This window comes from Bacillus sp. FSL W8-0102 (assembly GCF_038007225.1).
Classification (GTDB): domain Bacteria; phylum Bacillota; class Bacilli; order Bacillales; family DSM-4216; genus Bacillus_O; species Bacillus_O smithii.
On sequence record NZ_JBBOWT010000001.1, the window covers coordinates 3,187,928 to 3,207,598 of the forward strand.

The window sequence follows — 19,671 nt, forward strand, 5'->3', positions numbered from 1 at the left end:
AAACCAGTTATTTTGATAGAATTAATCTTGATCTGTAGTTTCCAGTAAGCGGCAGTGAGGACTTCCGCTTACACTCTGATCGACTACCAGTAAGAGCAAAGGACGAAGAAAATGTGTGCAGAGTAGCGATTGATGATGAAAGAGATGTGTATATGGCCAGTTCCATCGGAAAAAAAGTGGCGGAAGAATTTGGACTGGACAAAATTCAACAAACCAAGCTGGTCGTTTCGATCATGGAATTGGCACGCAATATTATCTATTACGCGGCAAAAGGGGAAATTTTTATTATTCCCGTTCCCAATTACGGAATTGAAATTTTGGCTATCGACCATGGGCCGGGCATCAAAGAGATCGAAAAAGTTCTGAAAAGTGAGATTCGTTCCAAAAAAGGGCTTGGACTCGGTTTATCAGGAGTTCAGCGGTTAATGGATGAATTTGAGATAACCAGCAAAGAAGACTTTGGAACGAGAATCCGCGCCGTGAAATGGTTAAATGAAAGGCAGGGGAACCATCATTAATAAACAATTGAAACATGGAGAAGTACACTATGGTTTGATTCTGCTTAAGCCGGACGGCCAAATTGAATATATGAACGACAAGGCACAGAAATTAACAGGACATAACAGCCAGTCCGAACCGAAAAATATTTTTCAGTGCTTTTCCCATCCAGAGATCAGCAAAAAGCTGCACGATTGCATAGGCGGGACTTGCGAACAATTTGTCGCTCATGTTCACTCCAGACCTCATCTTTTTTTGTTCCATAAAGGCATTGGTCATCCGCCCTCAAGTCATTATTTGTATATCTTCAGCCTTGATCAGCTGAAGAATGTAGAAAATCACAATAATTGGAATGAGAGCTTATTAACTTCCATCGGTGAGATGTCAGCCGGCATCGCTCATGAAGTAAGAAACCCTTTAACAGCTGTAAAAGGATTTTTGCAATTATTGGATCAATCCTATAAACCAGAGTATATCGAAATTGCTCAAAGCGAGCTGGAACGGGCGATTACCATTTTAAATGAGCTCATGAGCGTTTCCAAACCGGAATTTGATCAAGAAAAACGAACCACGTTTTCCATTGCCGCTGAAATTGAATCGATTTTGCTTCTGTTTCAAAACCAGCTTTATAACATTAAAGTCGTCAAAAAATTGGAACATCCAAGCGCCGTCATTACGGGGAGAAAGGGCCAAATCAAAAAAGCGCTTTTCAACATTGTGAAAAATGCGATCGAAGCGATGCCCAAAGGTGGAATCTTGACGATTGAACAGTATGAAGATCATGAAGGAGTCCATATCAGAATTGCGGATACCGGCGTCGGCATCCCGAAGGATAAATTACGAATGCTCGGCACCCCTTTCTTCAGTTTAAAGGAAGACGGAACGGGAATGGGAATGGCGCAAGTGTTTTCAGCCATGCAAAACAATAATGCATTCGTTCAAGTAGAAAGCGAAGAAGGAAAAGGAACTGCTTTTTGTTTGCACTTTCCAAAAGGCATCCGGCATTTAGATCCATTCTCCAGGAGGGATATTATGGCGAAAACAATTTCTTTAGAAAATGAGTTAACTGAATTTTTAATTCAAAACATCGATCAATATGCGAAACAATGGGTTCAATATTTACAAGAACATAAAAGCTATTATAATCACTTTCACGCAAGCAGCGACGCAGAAGAGGAACAATTCAATCATTGTATGCGTTTTATAAGCCTTGTCGTGAGAAGCATTCCGGAAATTAAAGCGGAAGAAATCATGGACTGGTCGAAAGAGCTTGGTACATCAAGGACCAAAACCGATTTTCCCATTCATCTGGCTTGGGAATTTTTCCAATCTTCCCGGAGCATGATTTGGGAGGCCATTCATTCCTTTTATCAACAAACCGGCACCGGTCTGGTCATCGATGAGTTTTTTTCACTCGAACGGAAAGTCAATAATATTATTGATATGATGATTAACTCCTACACAGCTTATTATGTTCAATATAAAGACGAATTGCTGAAAAGCCAGCGCGAGACCGTTGATGAGTTGTCCGTGCCCGTTATCCCTATCACCGATAAAATATGTATTCTTCCGATTGTAGGCACTGTCGATACATATCGAGCGAAAAAAATTCGCGAGAAGACTCTTTGTGAACTACCCTCCACTTATCAACCTTACGGTTTGATTGAAGTGGGGGCTTCTCGGGTAATCCCGTCTAATGACAGAAAATTGACCGAGCTAACCCTCTCGTTCCGAAAGTTATTATTCTTTATGCTAATAAGCGTAATCCCTCATTTTTGATATTGATTGCTGAATTGTGATCGCGATCTAATACAAAGCCGCAAGAACATTTATATACACGTTCAGATAATGGCATTTCTTTTTCCTTGCCGCAACATGAACACTTCTTAGTGGAGGGAAACCACTTATCAATTTTCACAAGTTGTTTCCCCTGTTCTTTTAGCTTATACGCTAAGAAAGTAGTGAACATCCCCCAGCCGTTATCATGAACGCTTTTTCCAAAGTTGAGGGCTTGAGACATGCCTTTCATGTCTAAGTCCTCAATAATCACAGCGTCATAGTTTGTTGCTAATTCTTTTGACTTATGATGAAGAAAGTTTCTGCGCTGATTCGCTGTCTTTTCATGTAGCTTAGCCACTTTCAGGTGTTGTTTTTCCCATCTTGCAGAACCTTTCTTTCTTCGAGAAAGAATTCGTTGTGCTTTTGCTAATTTATCTAAGGCTTGCCGATAGTAACGTGGGTAATTGGCTTTCTTACCCTGTTCACTCTCGACATATAGACCATCCATAGCAAAATCCAAACCAACAACTTTCTGTATTTTAACTGGACGAATATCTTTCTCATATTCTGTCAAAATTGAAATGTAGTATTTGCCTGTCTTTGTTTTAGAAATAGTGCAAGATTTGATTTTATAATCAGCAGGTATCTCTCTATGCTGTTTCATTTTTATTGGCTTTTTGATTTTTGGCAGTTTGATATGACCATTTTCTAGCTTAATATTTCCGTTGACCATATTAGTTGTATAGGATTGTTTTGCTTTACGATTTTTGAACTTTGGAAAATCCGCATTTCCTTCAAAGAAATTCTTATAAGCAGTCTGTAAGTTCATTTGTGCATTTGCCAAAGCTAAAGAATCCACTTCTTTTAGGAATGGAAATTCACTTTTATATTTTGCAGGGGTCGGAAACTTTTGCTTTTTAAGCAATTCTTTATCATCCTTGAACTTTTCATACGTTTCTTTGCGTTCAGCTAACATCTTATTGTAGACAAAGCGAACACAACCAAATGTCTTAGCTAATAATGCGGATTGTTCTTTGTTTGGTAACAAACGAAACTTGAAAGCTTTGTTTTGCTTGGCCATATCAATTCACCTCACTTTGTGCGGAAAAATTTCGTATATATTGATTATACCGTAAAAAATCCGTACAATCAATATGAGGTGATAATCATGAGAGAAGAGAAAGAACGTGTAGAAATTCGTATGCCTAAGACGATATTAGAAAAATTGGAGCAATATCAAAAAGAAAATGGGATTCCAACTAGAACAGCCGCAATCTTAGAATTGTTGAGAAAGGGATTGGAAAAATAACTTTGGCTAAAGCCAACCGAAATTCATCTCCCACCTACTCATTGGTGCTATTCACACCTTCACATTCCTAGAGGATGGGAGACTTCTTTCGGAAAGACGTTAAAGTGAAAGAGTTTAAAGCGCGCAAATTAATCATTGACGTCTCCGGAGTTCCATTCGTTGACACCGCCGTCGTCAATCATCTTTTTAAAATTGTGAAAGGGATTAAACTGCTGGGATGTTCCACCATCTTAACCGGAATCAGCCCGGAAATCGCCGATACGATGATCGAACTCGGCATCGAAATCGGAGAAGAGCTGGAAACCCGCTCCGACCTTCAGCAGGCACTCCAAGAAATCGGCTTTGACCACGCTTCTAACCATATGAAAACAAAAAGATAAATGAAAATTGGAATCGCACTAAAAAGAATGACCGCCTGTTGACGGTCATTCTTTTCTCCTATACGGCTTTCATGACAATGTTATAACCGGCTTTCTGCTTCTTTGTTGATCGGCTGCGGATTTCTCATAATGAATGGATATAGCAGCAATCCTACCACAAATAGACCGATGCCTAGCAAGAAAGTTCTCATATCAGCCGTTCCCGTTTTAATGACCCAAATGGAGTACACCAATGCGAGAACGGTAATCACGCCGTCTGTCTTCCGTGCTCCTTGCCCTAAGCCATAAGTTTCTCCGGTAATCACCAACTTTAATTGATAGACGGCGGACACAAGATACGGAATCAAATAGGCCAGCGTCGCCACTACAATCACAAAGTTATAGGCTCGGTTCACCGTATGGGATATGGTCGAAAACAAGAAAATCTGCGTCATCAAATTGGTGAGGGTTAAAGAGTTTGTTGGACTTCCCTTTCCATTGGTTTTGGCGAAAAAAGCAGGGAATAGTCCCGTTTTTGCCGCTTGATAAGGCACTTCGGAACTGACGACAATCCAGCCCACAGTCGATCCGAACAAAGAAATTAAGGCTAAAATCGCCATAATATAAGTACCGCCGCTTCCAATCACTTGCCCTAAAGCATCGACAAGCGGTTTTTGCGATTCTCTCAGTTCATCTTGAGAGAGAGCCCCCATCGTTAGCAGTGTAATCGCGATATAAATCAGCATCGAAATCAACAATCCTAAAAGGGTTGCTTTCTTTACATCTCCTTGCGATTTTGCCCGGTTGGAAAGCATTACGGCCGATTCGATGCCGATAAAAGCCCACAATGCGGAAATAGCTGCACCATTGATTTGTCCGCCCAAAGACACTGCCTTTCCGGTCGAATCCACAAAATGTTTGGCATTTCCCAAGTTGCTTTGATCAAAAGCAAAAATAGTCAAAACGACAAATAAGGTAAATCCAAGCACTTTCGCAACAGTCGCCGTTAAATTGATTTTCCCGGCACCGTCAAAGCTGCGAGTCAGAATCCATTGAATTCCCCACAGCATCACCGTACACACTAAAAAGGTGATCAGTTTGCCGACTTCCAATTGAAAAGACCCGGCTGACCATAAAAGCTTTTTGCTTTGCATGATCGGGAAAAAGGTAGTTAAATAACCGGCAAAAGAAATGATGACTGAAGCGGTCGCAGCCCAGTTGGCTGCCCAATAACCCCACGCCATGCTGTAGCCGGCAACCCGTCCGGCATTAGGCGAAGAAAACATCGCTTGCGCGTAGCTTTGCGGCCCCGCTTTCAGCTCCGGTTTTCGAATAGACAAATTTCCAAATACGAGCGCAATCATAAAAACCCCCAGCCCGGTTGCTATCCAGGCGAGAGTGGCCCCCCACGGACTGGACACTTGGGCCAAATTAGTCGGAAGCATAAAAACGCCGCCTCCTACCATATTTCCAACAACAAACATGGTTAAAATCCATAATCCCCATTTTTTATTGTTCATCCTGCTCACCTTTCTGATTCATTATCTCAAAACCAATCCTTCTTCCTTTATTAAGAAAAAACGATCGTTTTCATCGGGATCTTGATTTGACTTTACTATTTTACAACAAGTTCTTTAGTTTAGTAAAGTGGTAGAATGATAAAGAAAGGGGAAATGTATCCCACCGTTCAAAAGTCCTCCATATATTCTTGAAAACAGGCATAAAAAAATGGGGCCGACTGAAAAGCCATAGTTATGGCTCTTTACAGTCAGCCCCTGATATTCGAAAACTTAGGTGCATTGAACTCCTAAGCGTAAATGAAACATCCTCTCTTCATTCCGCAAGTTCCTTCATTTTTCGGATAATCGCATCCGTTACTTCTTTCGTCGTGTTCTTTCCGCCTAAATCCGGTGTTTTGATTCCTGCTTCCAGCACCGCCTCAATGGCTTCCAATAGCAAATCAGCCGATTCCTGCTCGCCAAAATGGTCCAGCATCATTTTCGCCGTCCAAATTTGCCCGATTGGATTGGCGATTCCTTTTCCGGCAATATCCGGCGCGGAGCCATGGACAGGTTCAAACATGGACGGGTATTTTCCGTTTAAATGAATATTTCCTGACGGAGCGATGCCAATGCTGCCCATGATGGCCGCTCCAAGATCGGTCAAAATATCTCCGAACAGGTTGCTCGCGACAATGACATCAAACTCCTGCGGTCGAGTCACAAAAAAGGAAGCCAACGCATCAATGTGATAGGACTTCATTTCGACATCAGGATATTTCGCCGCAACTTCTTGAACGACGCGATCCCAAAAAGGCATCGTATGGACAATGCCATTCGATTTCGTTGCGCTGGCCACTCGCTTTCTTCTTGTTCTTGCGAGTTCAAAGGCGTATGTCGCTGCTCGCTCGATTCCTTTTCTCGTAAACACGGCGTTTTGAATCGCCATCTCGTCTTCCCCGCTGTGGATTTTTCCGCCGATTTCGCTGTACTCTCCTTCGCTGTTTTCGCGAACGACGATAAAATCAAAACCGGCCGGATGAGCCAGAGGCGATTTTATCCCTTTCAATTGTTTAGCCGGCCGGACATTGATCACCTGCTCAAACTCTCTCCTGATTTTAATGAGAACCCGTTACAGAAAACTTATAAAAAGTTATAATTTCCTACAACTTTTATGTTTCATTACTTCTTCATCGTGTCTGCTTTCACGTCTATCTATTAAACAGATCGCTACTTGCATTTGGTGTAACACTCCAAAGTCGTAAATTCCCGACTAACGAATCGGTACATGTCTGCATTAACTTGCATTGTTAAGATGCAGATTCTAAAACATTTTCACCATATTTTTTAAGATTTATAGACGCTTGATAATCTCGATCAACAATATTTCCACATTCGCATTCAAAAGTTCTATCGGATAACTTCAAGTCTTTTTTAACTTTTCCGCAACAAGAACACAACTTAGAACTTGGAAACCATCTATCCGCCAAAATGAAGCGAATATTATTCCAATTTGACTTGTATTCAATTTGTCTTCTAAATTCATGGAAACACTGTTGTTGAACAGATTCAGCTAAATGTTTATTTTTCATCATACCTTTTACATTCAAATCTTCTAAAACAATAAACATTGGTTTTCTGTTTACGATTTCAGAAGTGATTTGATGTATGTAGTTATGACGAATATTCGTTAGTCTTCGTGAAACTTTTAAAAGTTGCTTTTCACTTTTTATAATGTTGTTGGTTTTCCTGTAACGGTTTCCCTCCCTTCCTTTTTCATATTTTCTTGAAATTTTACGTTGCAACCTGCGCTTTTTCTTTTCTAATTGCCTAATTCTTTTTGTTTTATTAATATTTCCATAAACTTTACCATCAGAACAAACAGCTAAATCTTTTATTCCTAAGTCAATACCTATTCCTTCTGTTTTTGAAGGAGAATAACCACTATCTGTTTCTATCCCAACAGATACCCACCAATTCAAACCATCAAATGTAAATCGAGGATTCATATACTTAACATTTTCACCAAATGGAATACGTCCTTTTTCTGCTAATCGAATCCAATTTATCTTTTGTTTATTCGACTTCTTACTTGAAGCAAATCCTTCTACTTTTACATGTGTTTTTGTGAATTTAATTTTCACATTGTCTTGATAAAAACTGGGTGTAGATTTCTTTTTACTCTTAAATTTTGGATATTTTGATAGTCCTTTAAAAAATCGTTTGTAAGCATCACAAGCATCTTTAATAGCTTGTTTCGTTACATTATTACTTACATTATTCAGCCAATTAAATTCATCAAGATTTTTCATTTGAGTAAACTGTTTTCTCAAAGTTGAATCATTGATGAATTTACCACCATTTTGATAATTTTCTTGTTGCTTTGCAATTGTCCAATTATAAGCAAATCTAGCTGTATTCGCATATAGAAATAATTTAGTTTTTTGCTTATTATTTGGTTTCAACATCACTTTTATTGACTTTATCATTTAGCAACTCCTCATTTTCCTCAATTAATTCATCTACTAACTTTCTAGTTTTATTAGCACGTTTTCCTTGTAATCTACAACTAAATACTGTAACAATCTGTATTAAATCTTCTACAAGTTCTTGTTCATCTGTTTTTTCAGTGCTATCTAAAACTTCAATCTCACACCCATTAAGGTTTGCCATATACTCAACCAATTCAAAACCAAATCTAAGAAGCCTATCTTTATGGAATACTACTATTTTATCTACTTCTTTGTTATTTATCATTTTGATTAGTTGACGCAAACCTTTTTTCTTGTAATTAATCCCACTACCAATGTCTTGAATGATTTCATATTCAACATTTAACGATTCTAAATATTTTTTCATATTTTCAACTTGTCTTTGCAAATCATCTTTTTGTTTATTAGAAGAAACTCTGCAATAACCAACCACTTTTTGACTAGTTTCTTTAATACCAAGTACCTCTTTAAGTTGATCGTGAGAATAATATCTATAGCCGTTTGAGCCAGTATGATGTGGTTTTAATTTTCCACTTTTGTCCCAATTTCTTAAAGTTTGTGGCGTTCGATTGATTAATTTGGAAAATTCATGAATGCTATAATATCTCATGCTATATTCCTCCTTAAATTAAATATAGCATGAAAAAATTATAAAGTAAATAAAAATTTTATAACTTTTTATAAGTTATTTAAAACTGTTTAAGCCCTCCTACCCTTGTTTCTGGCCCGATAAGACTTAAACGATCAAACTAAATCATGTCACTCGTCTTTTTCACCTGAGAACCGGGCATGCTTTCCCCCTGATTGATTTCATCTAATCGACAAGTCGAATCCTCCTCGGTAAAAATATTCATCTATTCTGAATTTTACGCCTATTTCAAGATGAGGGCAAATGATGGTTGATACAGAAGAAAAACCATGGTCATAAAAAAAGGAACGCCCCGCTCTATGGCAGTGCCTTCCCTGCTGAATCATTGCTATTGAATTCTTCGCTTAGCGATGGCTCTTACATGGCGTATTTGCGGTTCACCCATTTAAAAAACGATGGCAGGATAGCGACGACAATGATGACACGGATCACTTGAACGGCGACCACAAAAGTAGAATCCGCGTTAAGGATCACGGCTGTCGCGGCCATCTCGGCAATCCCTCCCGGAGCAAATGCCAAAACCGAAGTGGCCAATCCGATATCCGTAAACCGAGAAACAATATAGGCGCAGACAGTTGTAGCCATCACCAGTCCAACCGATCCGGCCAATCCCACAAGAAAAATACGCCGTGCACCTTGAAACATTTCCTTGTTTAAAGAAGAGCCAATGCTTGCTCCCATGAGAATTTGCGCAACGATCATCAGCCAACTCGGCCACCATGCATTCAAATCGTGCCCTTTCAGCACTCCGCCTAACGTTTGCGCGATCGCCACAAAGATCATTCCTCCAACAAGCCAAGGAGAGGGGACTCTGATCCATTTTGCGACAAAAACTCCAGCCGCCGCTACAGCCACCAAAACTGTCGTCCAAGCTAGATGAGGATCGGTCGTTTGAAGAACGGCTATCGTTCGCGTCCCTTTACCGACAAAGTGTGAAGAATGCAGTGCCCACATCGAAACAAAAAAAGGAACCGTCCCCGTTACAAGAAGCACCCGAACCATTTGAGTAAGGCTGACAACCGCTACATTCGCCCCCAACTCGCTCGCAATTCCCGGCATGGCAGAAAGCCCTCCGGGAGCCGTTCCCACAAAACTCGTGATGAAATCGGTCGAGCTGAACCGCCATAAAATGAATCCAGACAATAGCGAAAAACTGATCGATAAAAGCAGCATGGCCAGCACAATCAAGCCGTCCTCATGAAAGACACGCCATACAGTGGAATTCATTTGTTGTCCCAATTGAATTCCTAATATAAATTGGCCGATCCACATCCAATGTTTCATCAGCTTGATTTCCACTTGCTGAAAAGAAACAAACGCCGGTTTCCAAAGGGCCAGCCCGCCGGCTAACATCAATGATCCGATCATCCAACCGATGGAAACTCCCGTCCGCGACAATAAAAATCCGCCGATACTGCTAACCAAAATAAACCATAAGTTTTGCAGAATCTTTTTTGTTGATTGCATAACGACCATCCTCTTTCAGTCCCCGTCTTCTTTGCTTTCCAATCGCTTTTCATTTCTCATGATAGCCAACATATGCCTCCTCTATTATAACAGGGAAGTTCCTTTTAATTGGTACTCGAAGATTGGCTATGCCCGTTCGCTTTTGTGTGTCTGACCCACAAAAAAGCAGTCCAAAAGAAACATTCGCCCATCCCTCTTATAAGGGAGTGGGCGAATGTTTGTCCTGAAAAATACAGTATAATTAGTTTTTCCCTATCCTTGATCTACTTCTTTCAATTGTTGTGCCGTTACCACCATCTGTCCGCTTCCTTTTAATGCCTGGTTTGAATATATAAAAGCTGCGGCCTGCCGGTTTTTCCACAGCAGACCGCTGAATTCAGTTTCATCTAGGATGTTGCAGAAAAAGAGGGGGAAATTTCTAAAAACAGGAACGAGAAAGTTTTCTAAACTATCGAAAACTCCATTCAACGAAAATGATTCTCATTTAGTTCCTTCGTTTTTAATGATAATGATTATCATTATCTTTGTCAAGGATTTCAAGAAACTTTTTTGGCGATTAGAGATTCTTTATTCTGAAACGACACGAAAACTGCTATAATGCAATATAGAAACCCCTGATCTGTCGACAGATGGATAAACGATGATTTCGACATCCGAAGATTACGAATAAAGGAATGATGCAAGTGGCTGACTATCGGCAATTTTACGATAAATTAGCAGAAGTGGTCATGAAAGACAATATCAAAGTAGACGAATGTCTAAAAAAACACACCTATACACGGTTAGGTGGTAAAGCGGACCTTTTTGTCACACCTACTACTTTTGAGGAAGTTCAAGCAGTGGTTCAATTTGCGAAAAAAGAACAAATTCCTTTCACTTTGATCGGCAATGGGTCCAATTTAATCGTGAAAGATGGTGGAATACGAGGCATTGTTCTTTGTTTAAAAAACTTGAACAAAATCGTTGTGGAAGGAAATCAGCTCCGCGCACAAAGCGGCGCTGCGATTATCGATGCTTCTAGATACGCCTTGGAAAACCGGTTAACCGGCCTGGAATTTGCGTGCGGAATACCGGGTACGGTTGGAGGAGCCGTTTTTATGAATGCCGGTGCCTACGGCGGAGAAATAAAAGATGTGCTCGATTATGTGATGGTCGTGGATCGCGACGGAAACTTATTAAAACTGCCGGCTTCTGACCTCGATCTTTCTTACCGTACAAGTAATGTGGCCGAAAAAGGCTATATTGTGCTGGAAGCTGCCTTTGCGTTGCAGCCCGGCGACTACGAAGAAATCAAAGCAGTAATGGATGACTTAACAGAGCGCCGCGAGTCCAAACAGCCTTTGGAATATCCGTCCTGCGGCAGCGTGTTTAAACGGCCGCCCGGTTATTACGCCGGAAAACTGATCCAAGACAGCGGACTTCAAGGCACACGGATCGGCGGCGCAGAAGTCTCCACTAAACATGCCGGCTTTATCGTCAATATCGATAATGCTACTGCAGCCGACTATATCGCCTTGATTCGCCATGTACAAAAAACCGTCAAAGAGAAATTCAACGTCAACCTCGAAAGAGAAGTCAAAATCATCGGGGAAGACTTAACAAACCCTTCGAAACAATGCTAACGCAAAAAGCGAAAGGGATCATTTCCCGTCCATTCAAGCGGGGAATGATCCCTTTTTTCAGTATTTGAAGACATCACATGAAGGATTGGACTCATTATGATCTGGCCGGTTTCACATTTTCGTCTATTCAAATATCTGGATCAACAACGGTCATCCAAGTCCTCTGATTTTTTATGGATCAATGATTAACGCGATGATTTTTAACTTCTTTCATACCCATATGTGATGCATCCTTCCTAATCGATATGCTTAGCCATCTTTATCGTCCGTGCGATATGGCGGGATGTTTGTTGAAGGTAAAACTCAGCGTGTTGAACGGCTTTTTCCCACGGGATGACCCCCGGGACTATGCTATAAAGGGTATCGATTCCGTGCTTTAGCACGATGTCGCTGTCTTCGGATAACGAACCGGCGATGCCGATCACCGGAATACCATATTGTTTTGCGACTTTGGCGACACCGATAGGCGTTTTCCCCGAGATCGTTTGACCGTCTATGCGTCCTTCCCCGGTAATCACAAGAGAAGCATCTTTGACGCGCTCTTGAAATTGAACCGCCTCCAGCACAATCTCGACCCCTCGCTTTAATTCCGCATCCAGAAACGCAAGCAAGCCGGCGCCGAGCCCGCCTGCCGCTCCGGCACCGGGAACATGGCGAATCGGTTTTTCCAATGTTTGTTCCACCACATCAGCAAAGCGGCTTAAATTTTCGTCCAGCTGTCGAACCATTTCCGGTGTGGCGCCTTTTTGCGGGCCAAACACAGCTGAAGCTCCGTTCGGGCCCGTTAAAGGATTATCGACGTCACAAGCAACATCGATTTTCACCTTTTTCAGCCTTGAATCGAGCGATGACAGGTCAATCTCCGCCAATTCCGACAAATGCCCTCCCCCCGGGGCAATTTCTTGTCTCTTTTGATCCAAAAGCCGGCCTCCCAGCGCTTGAATCATTCCGGCACCGCCGTCGTTCGTAGCACTTCCGCCGACTCCAATGATCAAATGTTCTACACCCTTATCCAGAGCAGCTCGAATTAATTCTCCCGTTCCTCTGGTCGTTGTGAGCAGAGGGTTTCGTTTTTCGTTCGGGACAAGATGTAATCCGGAAGCAGCCGCCATTTCGATGACCGCTGTTTTTCCGTCACCAAGCAAACCAAAAAACGCATCTACCGGTTCTCCTAATGGTCCTGTCACTCGTTTTTCGATGACGGTCCCTCCGGTCGCGTCCACTAATGACTGAACAGTCCCTTCTCCCCCATCTGCCATTGGAATTAACACGTACTCCGCTTCCGGAAATACGTCCCGAAATCCTTTTTCGATCGCACGAGCGACTTGAAAAGCAGACAAACTTTCTTTGAACGAATCAGGTGCAATCACAATTTTCATCATTTCATCTCCGTTTCTTTATGATCCGAAAAGGTGAAATACTCCATAAATCAAGGTGGATACGACCGCTAATGTCATTCCAACAAGCGATTCATATGGCATCAGTTTGAGACGTTCTTTCATTTTCATATGAACACTGCCCGCTGTAGCATGGAAAAAGCTCCCGTGAGGCAAGTGGTCTAACACGGTAGCCCCCGCATGAACCATGGCCGCACCCGCTAACGCAGAAACACCCAACCCCACAATCGTGCCTCCAAATACGCTGCTGGCGACAGCTGTCCCTGCCGTTGTAGAAGCGGTAGCAGCTGACATAAAGATTCCGGCAATCGGCGCTAATAAATAGGCCGGCAATCCTGAATGAGTTAAGCCGCTGATGATCCCCTCTTTTAACGACGAGTTCGCAATCACTCCAGCTAACGTTCCTGTCCCTAATAACATAATGGCAACGCCGGACATTTTCGACAAACCGGAAATGGCATAAGCATTGATCTTCTTGGATTGTTTCATCGCCATGGCCCCCACTATTCCACCGGCCGGAAGTGCGATCATAGGATCAATATCCATATGAAAAGTCGGGCGCAGCGCCAGCAACGCAATGGTTACTATGGGAGCCGTAATCGCAGCTAAAAAACTGGGCAATTCTTTCTGTTCATGGCCGGCTGATTCCGTTTGTTCCGCAATCATTGTCCCTTTTCGCATCAATTTCTTCGCCAAAAGATAAGTGACCACCATTCCGAAAAAAGCCGGAAGCACCCCGGCAGCCATTAAAGACGTCAACGGAACATGGAAGGAATCTGAGGCAGCGATCGCATTCGGGTTAGGCGACATAATGTTGCCCGCTTTTCCTCCGCCAATCATCGCCAATAAAATGGCGGGTTTGGATAACTGTGCCCGACTGGCAATCGCCAGCGCAATAGGCGCAACCGTTATCACAGCGACATCCACAAACACACCAACCATTGTTAAAATCATGGTCGCAATAGCCAACGCTAATAACGCCCTTGCTTCTCCGAGCTTTCGTACGATCGTTTCCGCAATCGACGCTGCGGCTCCGGACTCAATCAGCACTCCTGCCAACACCCCTGCAGCTAAAATACGCAGGACAGCAGGGACCATCCCTTCTGCTCCTTCCATCATCACATCCACCGTATTGGTCACATCGGCTCCTCCAGCGATTCCGCCAATGAAAGCCCCTGCCATCATTCCGTAAGCAGGTGAAACTCTGCGCAAAATAAGCACGATCGCCATCGCTAAAGCGACGACCGCACCTAAAGCGCTTACTTGAACCCCCATAATCTCCCCCCTTTGATTGTCCTTTTAATCGTCGCCTCAGTTTCGTTTTGAAGCCGTATGAATATTAGCAGCCTTCTTTTTTCCAAGGAAGTGTTGAGCTTATGAAGATAGGATATCTACCGTTCTATATGCTTTTCACAATGAAACCTCAAACCTTGTAAACTTGCTTTTTCTTTCAACTTGCCGGCAACTTCAATAATATGTACGGGGCTGCAAGGGACAATATTCGTATTACCCTATCAGATTCATTTTCTTGGCAGTGTTATTCGCTTGAATTTTCATGAAAATCAGCAAGCAGACCAGCCTATTTTTATCGAAGTTTTATCTACTTTTTATATTAAAGATTCACTATCCATTTGAAAACCATTCTTTGTTAAAAATCGAGGGTTTTTCGCGTTCTTAAACGAAAGAAACAGCAATCCGATACTTATAAAGCCAAAAAAGCAAACCCGCTTTCCGATTGAAATCGGAAACGGGTTTGCCAATCAGCCATCTATTTTCACATTTTATTCCGGACGATTGTCGGCATTTGGGTCTACCTTAAAAGAAGGCTTAAATCCGTTACAGAAAACTTATAAAAAGTTATAATTTTTTTACAACTTTTATGTTTCCTTACTTCTTCATCGTGTCTGCTTTCACGTCTATCTATTAAACGGAACGCTACTTGCATTTGGTGTAACACTCCAAAGTCGTAAATTCCCGACTAACGAATCGGTACATGTCTGCATTAACTTGCATTGTTAAGATGCAGATTCTAAAACATTTTCACCATATTTTTTAAGATTTATAGACGCTTGATAATCTCGATCAACAATATTTCCACATTCGCATTCAAAAGTTCTATCGGATAACTTCAAGTCTTTTTTAACTTTTCCACAGCAAGAACACAACTTAGAACTTGGAAACCATCTATCAGCCAAAATGAAGCGAATATTATTCCAATTCGACTTGTATTCAATTTGTCTTCTAAATTCATGGAAACATTGTTGTTGAACAGATTCAGCTAAATGTTTATTTTTCATCATACCTTTTACATTCAAATCTTCTAAAACAATAAACATTGGTTTTCTGTTTACGATTTCAGAAGTGATTTGATGTATGTAGTTATGACGAATATTCGTTAGTCTTCGTGAAACTTTTAAAAGTTGCTTTTCACTTTTTATAATGTTGTTGGTTTTCCTGTAACGGTTTCCCTCCCTTCCTTTTTCATATTTTCTTGAAATTTTACGTTGCAACCTGCGCTTTTTCTTTTCTAATTGCCTAATTCTTTTTGTTTTATTAATATTTCCATAAACTTTACCATCAGAACAAACAGCTAAATCTTTTATTCCTAAGTCAATACCTATCCCTTCTGTTTTTGAAGGAGAATAATCACTATCTGTTTCTATTCCAACAGATACCCACCAATTCAAACCATCAAATGTAAATCGAGGATTCATATACTTAACATTTTCACCAAATGGAATACGTCCTTTTTCTGCTAATCGAATCCAATTTATCTTTTGTTTATTCGACTTTTTACTTGAAGCAAATCCTTCTACTTTTACATGTGTTTTTGTGAATTTGATTTTCACATTATCCTGATAAAAACTAGGTATAGATTTCTTTTTCCTTTTAAATTTTGGATATTTTGATAGTCCTTTAAAAAATCGTTTGTAAGCATCACAAGCATCTTTAATAGCTTGTTTCGTTACATTATTACTTACATTATTCAGCCAATTAAATTCATCAAGATTTTTCATTTGAGTAAACTGTTTTCTCAAAGTTGAATCATTGATGAATTTACCACCATTTTGATAATTTTCTTGTTGCTTTGCAATTGTCCAATTATAAGCAAATCTAGCTGTATTCGCATATAGAAATAATTTAGTTTTTTGCTTATTATTTGGTTTCAACATCACTTTTATTGACTTTATCATTTAGCAACTCCTCATTTTCCTCAATTAATTCATCTACTAACTTTCTAGTTTTATTAGCACGTTTTCCTTGTAATCTACAACTAAATACTGTAACAATCTGTATTAAATCTTCTACAAGTTCTTGTTCATCTGTTTTTTCAGTGCTATCTAAAACTTCAATCTCACACCCATTAAGGTTTGCCATATACTCAACCAATTCAAAACCAAATCTAAGAAGCCTATCTTTATGGAATACTACTATTTTATCTACTTCTTTGTTATTTATCATTTTGATTAGTTGACGCAAACCTTTTTTCTTGTAATTAATCCCACTACCAATGTCTTGAATGATTTCATATTCAACATTTAACGATTCTAAATATTTTTTCATATTTTCAACTTGTCTTTGCAAATCATCTTTTTGTTTATTAGAAGAAACTCTGCAATAACCAACCACTTTTTGACTAGTTTCTTTAATACCAAGTACCTCTTTAAGTTGATCGTGAGAATAATATCTATAGCCGTTTGAGCCAGTATGATGTGGTTTTAATTTTCCACTTTTGTCCCAATTTCTTAAAGTTTGTGGCGTTCGATTGATTAATTTGGAAAATTCATGAATGCTATAATACCCGTGGTGCTAGATAAACTTGAGCAAGCATAAAAATAGCCCTTGCTGGCGAATCTCCTGTAGAATGAAAGTGCGACCTACCATTCGAAAGGAGAATCCCCATGCAAGAGCACTTTCATTTTACTACAGATCGGGCCAAGATTCAAAAGCAATATGCCGCCATTTTCGTTTTTGTTTCTGCTCAACTTTCATGCATTCAGGTGCATCTTCATCGTCGAAATCGCCATTTGGTCAAGCAAGAGGACGCTGTCATCATCGCCATTCATCTTTTAGGAAAGCTGCTCGGTTTTACTTCTGAACGGGCGTGGCATCGTTTTGTCACGGGAAATTTGTTCACAAACGGCTCGTTTCTTGAACGCTCCCGATACAACCGCCGTTGCCGGGCGCTTGGTTTCGCCATCAAATGGATCCGTCATGAGCTGGCAAAACGCGGTCAACATCATGCCTATGCCGTCGTTGACAGCTTGCCGCTCCCGTTGTGCCATACGGCAAGAATGCATCGCGTCAAACGGTTTCAAGAGATCGCCGACATCGGGTATTGCGCTTCCAAAAAGCAATGGTACTACGGGTTGAAGCTGCACCTTCAAGTGACCGATCAAGGGCTGCCAATGGGGTATGTGGTGACGGAAGCATCTTGCCACGATCGAATCGCAGCCGAAAGCGTGATGACTCAAATTCCTCATCCCTATAACTTTGGGGACAAAGGATTCATTAGCCGTGACTTGCAAAAAAGGCTGTACGAAGAATACCAAATGGCGCTTTGGACTCCGTCTCGAAAAAACCAGAAACATCGTGCGTCTGAGACATGGGAGCAGTGGATCCAACAAAAACGCAAAGTGATCGAGACGGTGTTCTCGGTTCTGGTTGACCACTATCGCATCACGGGGATCCGAGCCAATTCGATTATCGGATTTGAAGTGGCACTAGACGGTATATTGTTAGCTTATTCCCTGGTTACACTTGGGCTAGTTGAGCGCTAAAGCTCAACTAGCACCACGGGTTATAATATCTCATGCTATATTCCTCCTTAAATTAAATATAGCATGAAAAATTATAAAGTAAATAAAAATTTTATAACTTTTTATAATTTATTTAAAACTGTTTAAATCCCTCGATACTTCACGTCTATCATCATACCGGCAGCAGCGTGATGCAATTCATGGCAATGGTACATCCAATCACCGGGATTGTTCGCTTGAAAAGCGATGACATATACTTCTCCCGGTTTGACATTGAGTGTATCTTTTATCAAAGGCGATCCTGTCAGCGGTTTTCCGTTTTTACTTAATACTTGGAAAGAGTGGCCATGTAAATGCATCGGATGATCAACAGTCGAAATATTTCGTAACGTGATTTTGACTAAATCTCCTTTGTTTACATAAATCGGATCCGTCTTCGGATAGTATTTTCCGTTGATGGTATAATGCGTGGTGCCTTTCTTGTCCACTTTTACGCCTAAATCCATGGTATAGTTTACATCATATTTTTGATTCAAAGTAAATCTGGACGGTCCCTTTTCGCCGTATTTTGTTATATCCAACTGCGGCAATGAAGTCTTATAATCCGGCTTATCTGCATGGCGGTTTGACCCTTCATAAACGATTTTGGCCACCATGTTTTTGTCCGCTTTATTGTGATCATGAGAATCGATATACCATGTTCCGGGATGATCGGCTGTAAATTCAATATCATATCGTTCACCCGGCGCGACAGGGATGAGCTTATTCTTCACTAATTGCGGATTATGAATCGGGTTTCCATCGGTGGCAACCACCTTAAACGCATGGCCATGCAAATGAATATTATGAGTGATATATCCGGCGTTGATCAATCGAATACGTACTTTATCGCCTTTGCGAACCTTTAATGGCGGTATGGAATCTCCGGATTTTCCATTGATCGTGTACAAATCATATATTCCCATGTTATCGCCGTTCATATCCGTATGATTCTTGCCGCTCTTCATTTCATCCATCGTTATGCCGGATGAATTCCATTCATCCAACATAAGAGTATAGTCTTTGTCGACTTTTTCTTCGTTTGCTCCCTCCACGATGATGGCTCCATATAAACCTTTATCGATTTGATTCACACTATCTTGGTGGGAATGATACCAATATGTACCCGGTACAGTGGCAGTAAAATGATAAGTAAAAGAATGGCCGGGTTGCACTGAGTTCATGGTCACCCCCGGAACGCCATCTTGGCTGTTAGGAACCGGAAGCCCATGCCAATGAATGGTCACAGGTTGTGGCAATTCATTTTTAAGCGTGATATTCACGGTTTGACCTTGTTTTAATTTTATAATAGGTCCTGGTACAGAACCGTTGAAAGTCCAAACGGGAAACTTATGTTTAGAATCAAATGAATTCACTGCTTCTTTTGCTGTTATGGTAATGTTATTTCCCGCTAGTTCTTTTGTGGCAGTGGTCATAGGCAAATTCGAATAATCTTTTTGACTACCGGACATTTGGGAATGATCACTGTTTTCCGTACTCTTGCTATCCATATTGGACGTATCATGACTGTTCGCTTTATCATTGGCGTTTGAGCAAGCGGCAGCGATGACAACCAAAATAGATAGAATCATGATGAACCCCAATTTTTTCATTTTTATACCTCCCTACCGTATATCATAATATAAAAAATGGCAGATTGAACGGAGAGAGTGTAAACAATTCATGAATTTCCTTTTTTGAATGAAAGATTTTTCGATAAGCGAACACCAGATGTTGGAGCTTTTATCTTTGATCGACAGATCGATAAACATTTTCTTTTTGAAATGAAGGAATGTCTATT

General features: G+C 40.8%; 17 protein-coding genes and 1 pseudogene. 6 read left to right on the forward strand and 12 right to left on the reverse strand.

Translation table 11 applies throughout. The features are described 5' to 3' along the window. Positions 1-113 precede the first annotated feature (113 nt). Positions 114-518: an anti-sigma regulatory factor gene (locus N1I87_RS15110; RefSeq protein WP_341102688.1), complete on the forward strand. Its 405-nt coding sequence runs from the start codon at positions 114-116 to the stop codon at positions 516-518. Then, positions 493-2,277 carry an ATP-binding protein gene (locus tag N1I87_RS15115; protein WP_341102689.1) on the forward strand — a complete coding sequence of 595 codons (1,785 nt, stop codon included), beginning with the start codon at positions 493-495 and terminating at the stop codon, positions 2,275-2,277. Before N1I87_RS15110 ends, N1I87_RS15115 begins: the two co-directional genes overlap by 26 nt. On the opposite strand, the gene N1I87_RS15120 is transcribed toward N1I87_RS15115, so the two are convergent. Beyond that, positions 2,246-3,358 (reverse strand): RNA-guided endonuclease TnpB family protein, encoded by a 1,113-nt coding sequence (locus tag N1I87_RS15120; RefSeq protein ID WP_003353982.1) that lies wholly within the window; start codon positions 3,356-3,358, stop codon positions 2,246-2,248. The two genes, N1I87_RS15115 and N1I87_RS15120, sit on opposite strands and share 32 nt — an antisense overlap. 87 nt (positions 3,359-3,445) lie before the next feature. Here N1I87_RS15120 and N1I87_RS15125 point away from each other — a divergent pair, with 87 nt between their 5' ends. Both N1I87_RS15125 and N1I87_RS15130 read left to right on the forward strand, forming a co-directional pair. Further along, complete coding sequence (locus tag N1I87_RS15125) at positions 3,446-3,586, forward strand: ribbon-helix-helix protein, CopG family (RefSeq protein ID WP_003352379.1); 141 nt, start codon at positions 3,446-3,448, stop codon at positions 3,584-3,586. Positions 3,587-3,660: 74 nt separating this feature from the next. Next, positions 3,661-3,966, forward strand: a complete 306-nt coding sequence (locus tag N1I87_RS15130; RefSeq protein WP_341102691.1) for an STAS domain-containing protein — start codon at positions 3,661-3,663, stop codon at positions 3,964-3,966. A gap of 80 nt (positions 3,967-4,046) precedes the next feature. On the opposite strand, the gene N1I87_RS15135 is transcribed toward N1I87_RS15130, so the two are convergent. The 6 genes and pseudogenes from N1I87_RS15135 to N1I87_RS15160 form a co-directional block, all read right to left on the reverse strand. Next, complete coding sequence (locus tag N1I87_RS15135; RefSeq protein WP_327804822.1) at positions 4,047-5,465, reverse strand: amino acid permease; 1,419 nt, start codon at positions 5,463-5,465, stop codon at positions 4,047-4,049. A 313-nt stretch (positions 5,466-5,778) separates the two neighbouring features. Next, positions 5,779-6,573 (reverse strand): annotated as a pseudogene (locus tag N1I87_RS15140) (isocitrate/isopropylmalate family dehydrogenase); the annotation flags it as partial. 181 nt (positions 6,574-6,754) lie between these two features. Further along, positions 6,755-7,933, reverse strand: coding sequence for an RNA-guided endonuclease InsQ/TnpB family protein (locus tag N1I87_RS15145; RefSeq protein ID WP_341102633.1), 1,179 nt, complete (start codon positions 7,931-7,933; stop codon positions 6,755-6,757). Beyond that, a complete protein-coding gene (locus N1I87_RS15150) occupies positions 7,896-8,546 on the reverse strand; it encodes an IS607 family transposase (protein ID WP_270584269.1) in 651 nt (216 codons plus the stop codon). Before N1I87_RS15150 ends, N1I87_RS15145 begins: the two co-directional genes overlap by 38 nt. Positions 8,547-8,942: 396 nt before the next feature. Further along, complete coding sequence (locus N1I87_RS15155) at positions 8,943-10,052, reverse strand: AbrB family transcriptional regulator (protein ID WP_341102694.1); 1,110 nt, start codon at positions 10,050-10,052, stop codon at positions 8,943-8,945. 252 nt (positions 10,053-10,304) lie between these two features. Next, on the reverse strand, positions 10,305-10,520 hold the full coding sequence (locus N1I87_RS15160) for a hypothetical protein (protein WP_341102696.1): 216 nt from the start codon (positions 10,518-10,520) through the stop codon (positions 10,305-10,307). 209 nt (positions 10,521-10,729) lie between these two features. On the opposite strand from N1I87_RS15160, the gene murB reads away from it, so the two are divergent. Further along, on the forward strand, positions 10,730-11,674 hold the full coding sequence (murB, locus tag N1I87_RS15165) for a UDP-N-acetylmuramate dehydrogenase (RefSeq protein ID WP_341103434.1): 945 nt from the start codon (positions 10,730-10,732) through the stop codon (positions 11,672-11,674). A 236-nt stretch (positions 11,675-11,910) separates the two neighbouring features. On the opposite strand, the gene N1I87_RS15170 is transcribed toward murB, so the two are convergent. The 4 genes from N1I87_RS15170 to N1I87_RS15185 all read right to left on the reverse strand — a co-directional run bounded on the left by N1I87_RS15170 (position 11,911) and on the right by N1I87_RS15185 (position 16,863). After that, entirely contained in the window at positions 11,911-13,053 is a 1,143-nt protein-coding gene (locus N1I87_RS15170; protein ID WP_341102698.1) for a glycerate kinase, read from the reverse strand. 18 nt (positions 13,054-13,071) lie between these two features. Next, the gene (locus tag N1I87_RS15175) at positions 13,072-14,346 is read right to left on the reverse strand and encodes a GntP family permease (protein WP_341102700.1); all 1,275 of its coding nucleotides are present in this window, start codon (positions 14,344-14,346) and stop codon (positions 13,072-13,074) included. Positions 14,347-15,086: 740 nt separating this feature from the next. After that, positions 15,087-16,265 (reverse strand): RNA-guided endonuclease InsQ/TnpB family protein, encoded by a 1,179-nt coding sequence (locus N1I87_RS15180; RefSeq protein ID WP_341102659.1) that lies wholly within the window; start codon positions 16,263-16,265, stop codon positions 15,087-15,089. Then, complete coding sequence (locus N1I87_RS15185; RefSeq protein ID WP_341103437.1) at positions 16,228-16,863, reverse strand: IS607 family transposase; 636 nt, start codon at positions 16,861-16,863, stop codon at positions 16,228-16,230. The genes N1I87_RS15180 and N1I87_RS15185 overlap by 38 nt, the downstream gene beginning before the upstream one ends. Before the next feature lie 110 nt (positions 16,864-16,973). On the opposite strand from N1I87_RS15185, the gene N1I87_RS15190 reads away from it, so the two are divergent. After that, positions 16,974-17,852, forward strand: a complete 879-nt coding sequence (locus N1I87_RS15190) for an IS982 family transposase (RefSeq protein WP_011230510.1) — start codon at positions 16,974-16,976, stop codon at positions 17,850-17,852. A gap of 122 nt (positions 17,853-17,974) precedes the next feature. Here the strand turns inward: N1I87_RS15190 and N1I87_RS15195 are convergent, their stop codons facing one another. Beyond that, a complete protein-coding gene (locus tag N1I87_RS15195; protein WP_341102702.1) occupies positions 17,975-19,483 on the reverse strand; it encodes a multicopper oxidase family protein in 1,509 nt (502 codons plus the stop codon). Positions 19,484-19,671 lie beyond the last annotated feature (188 nt).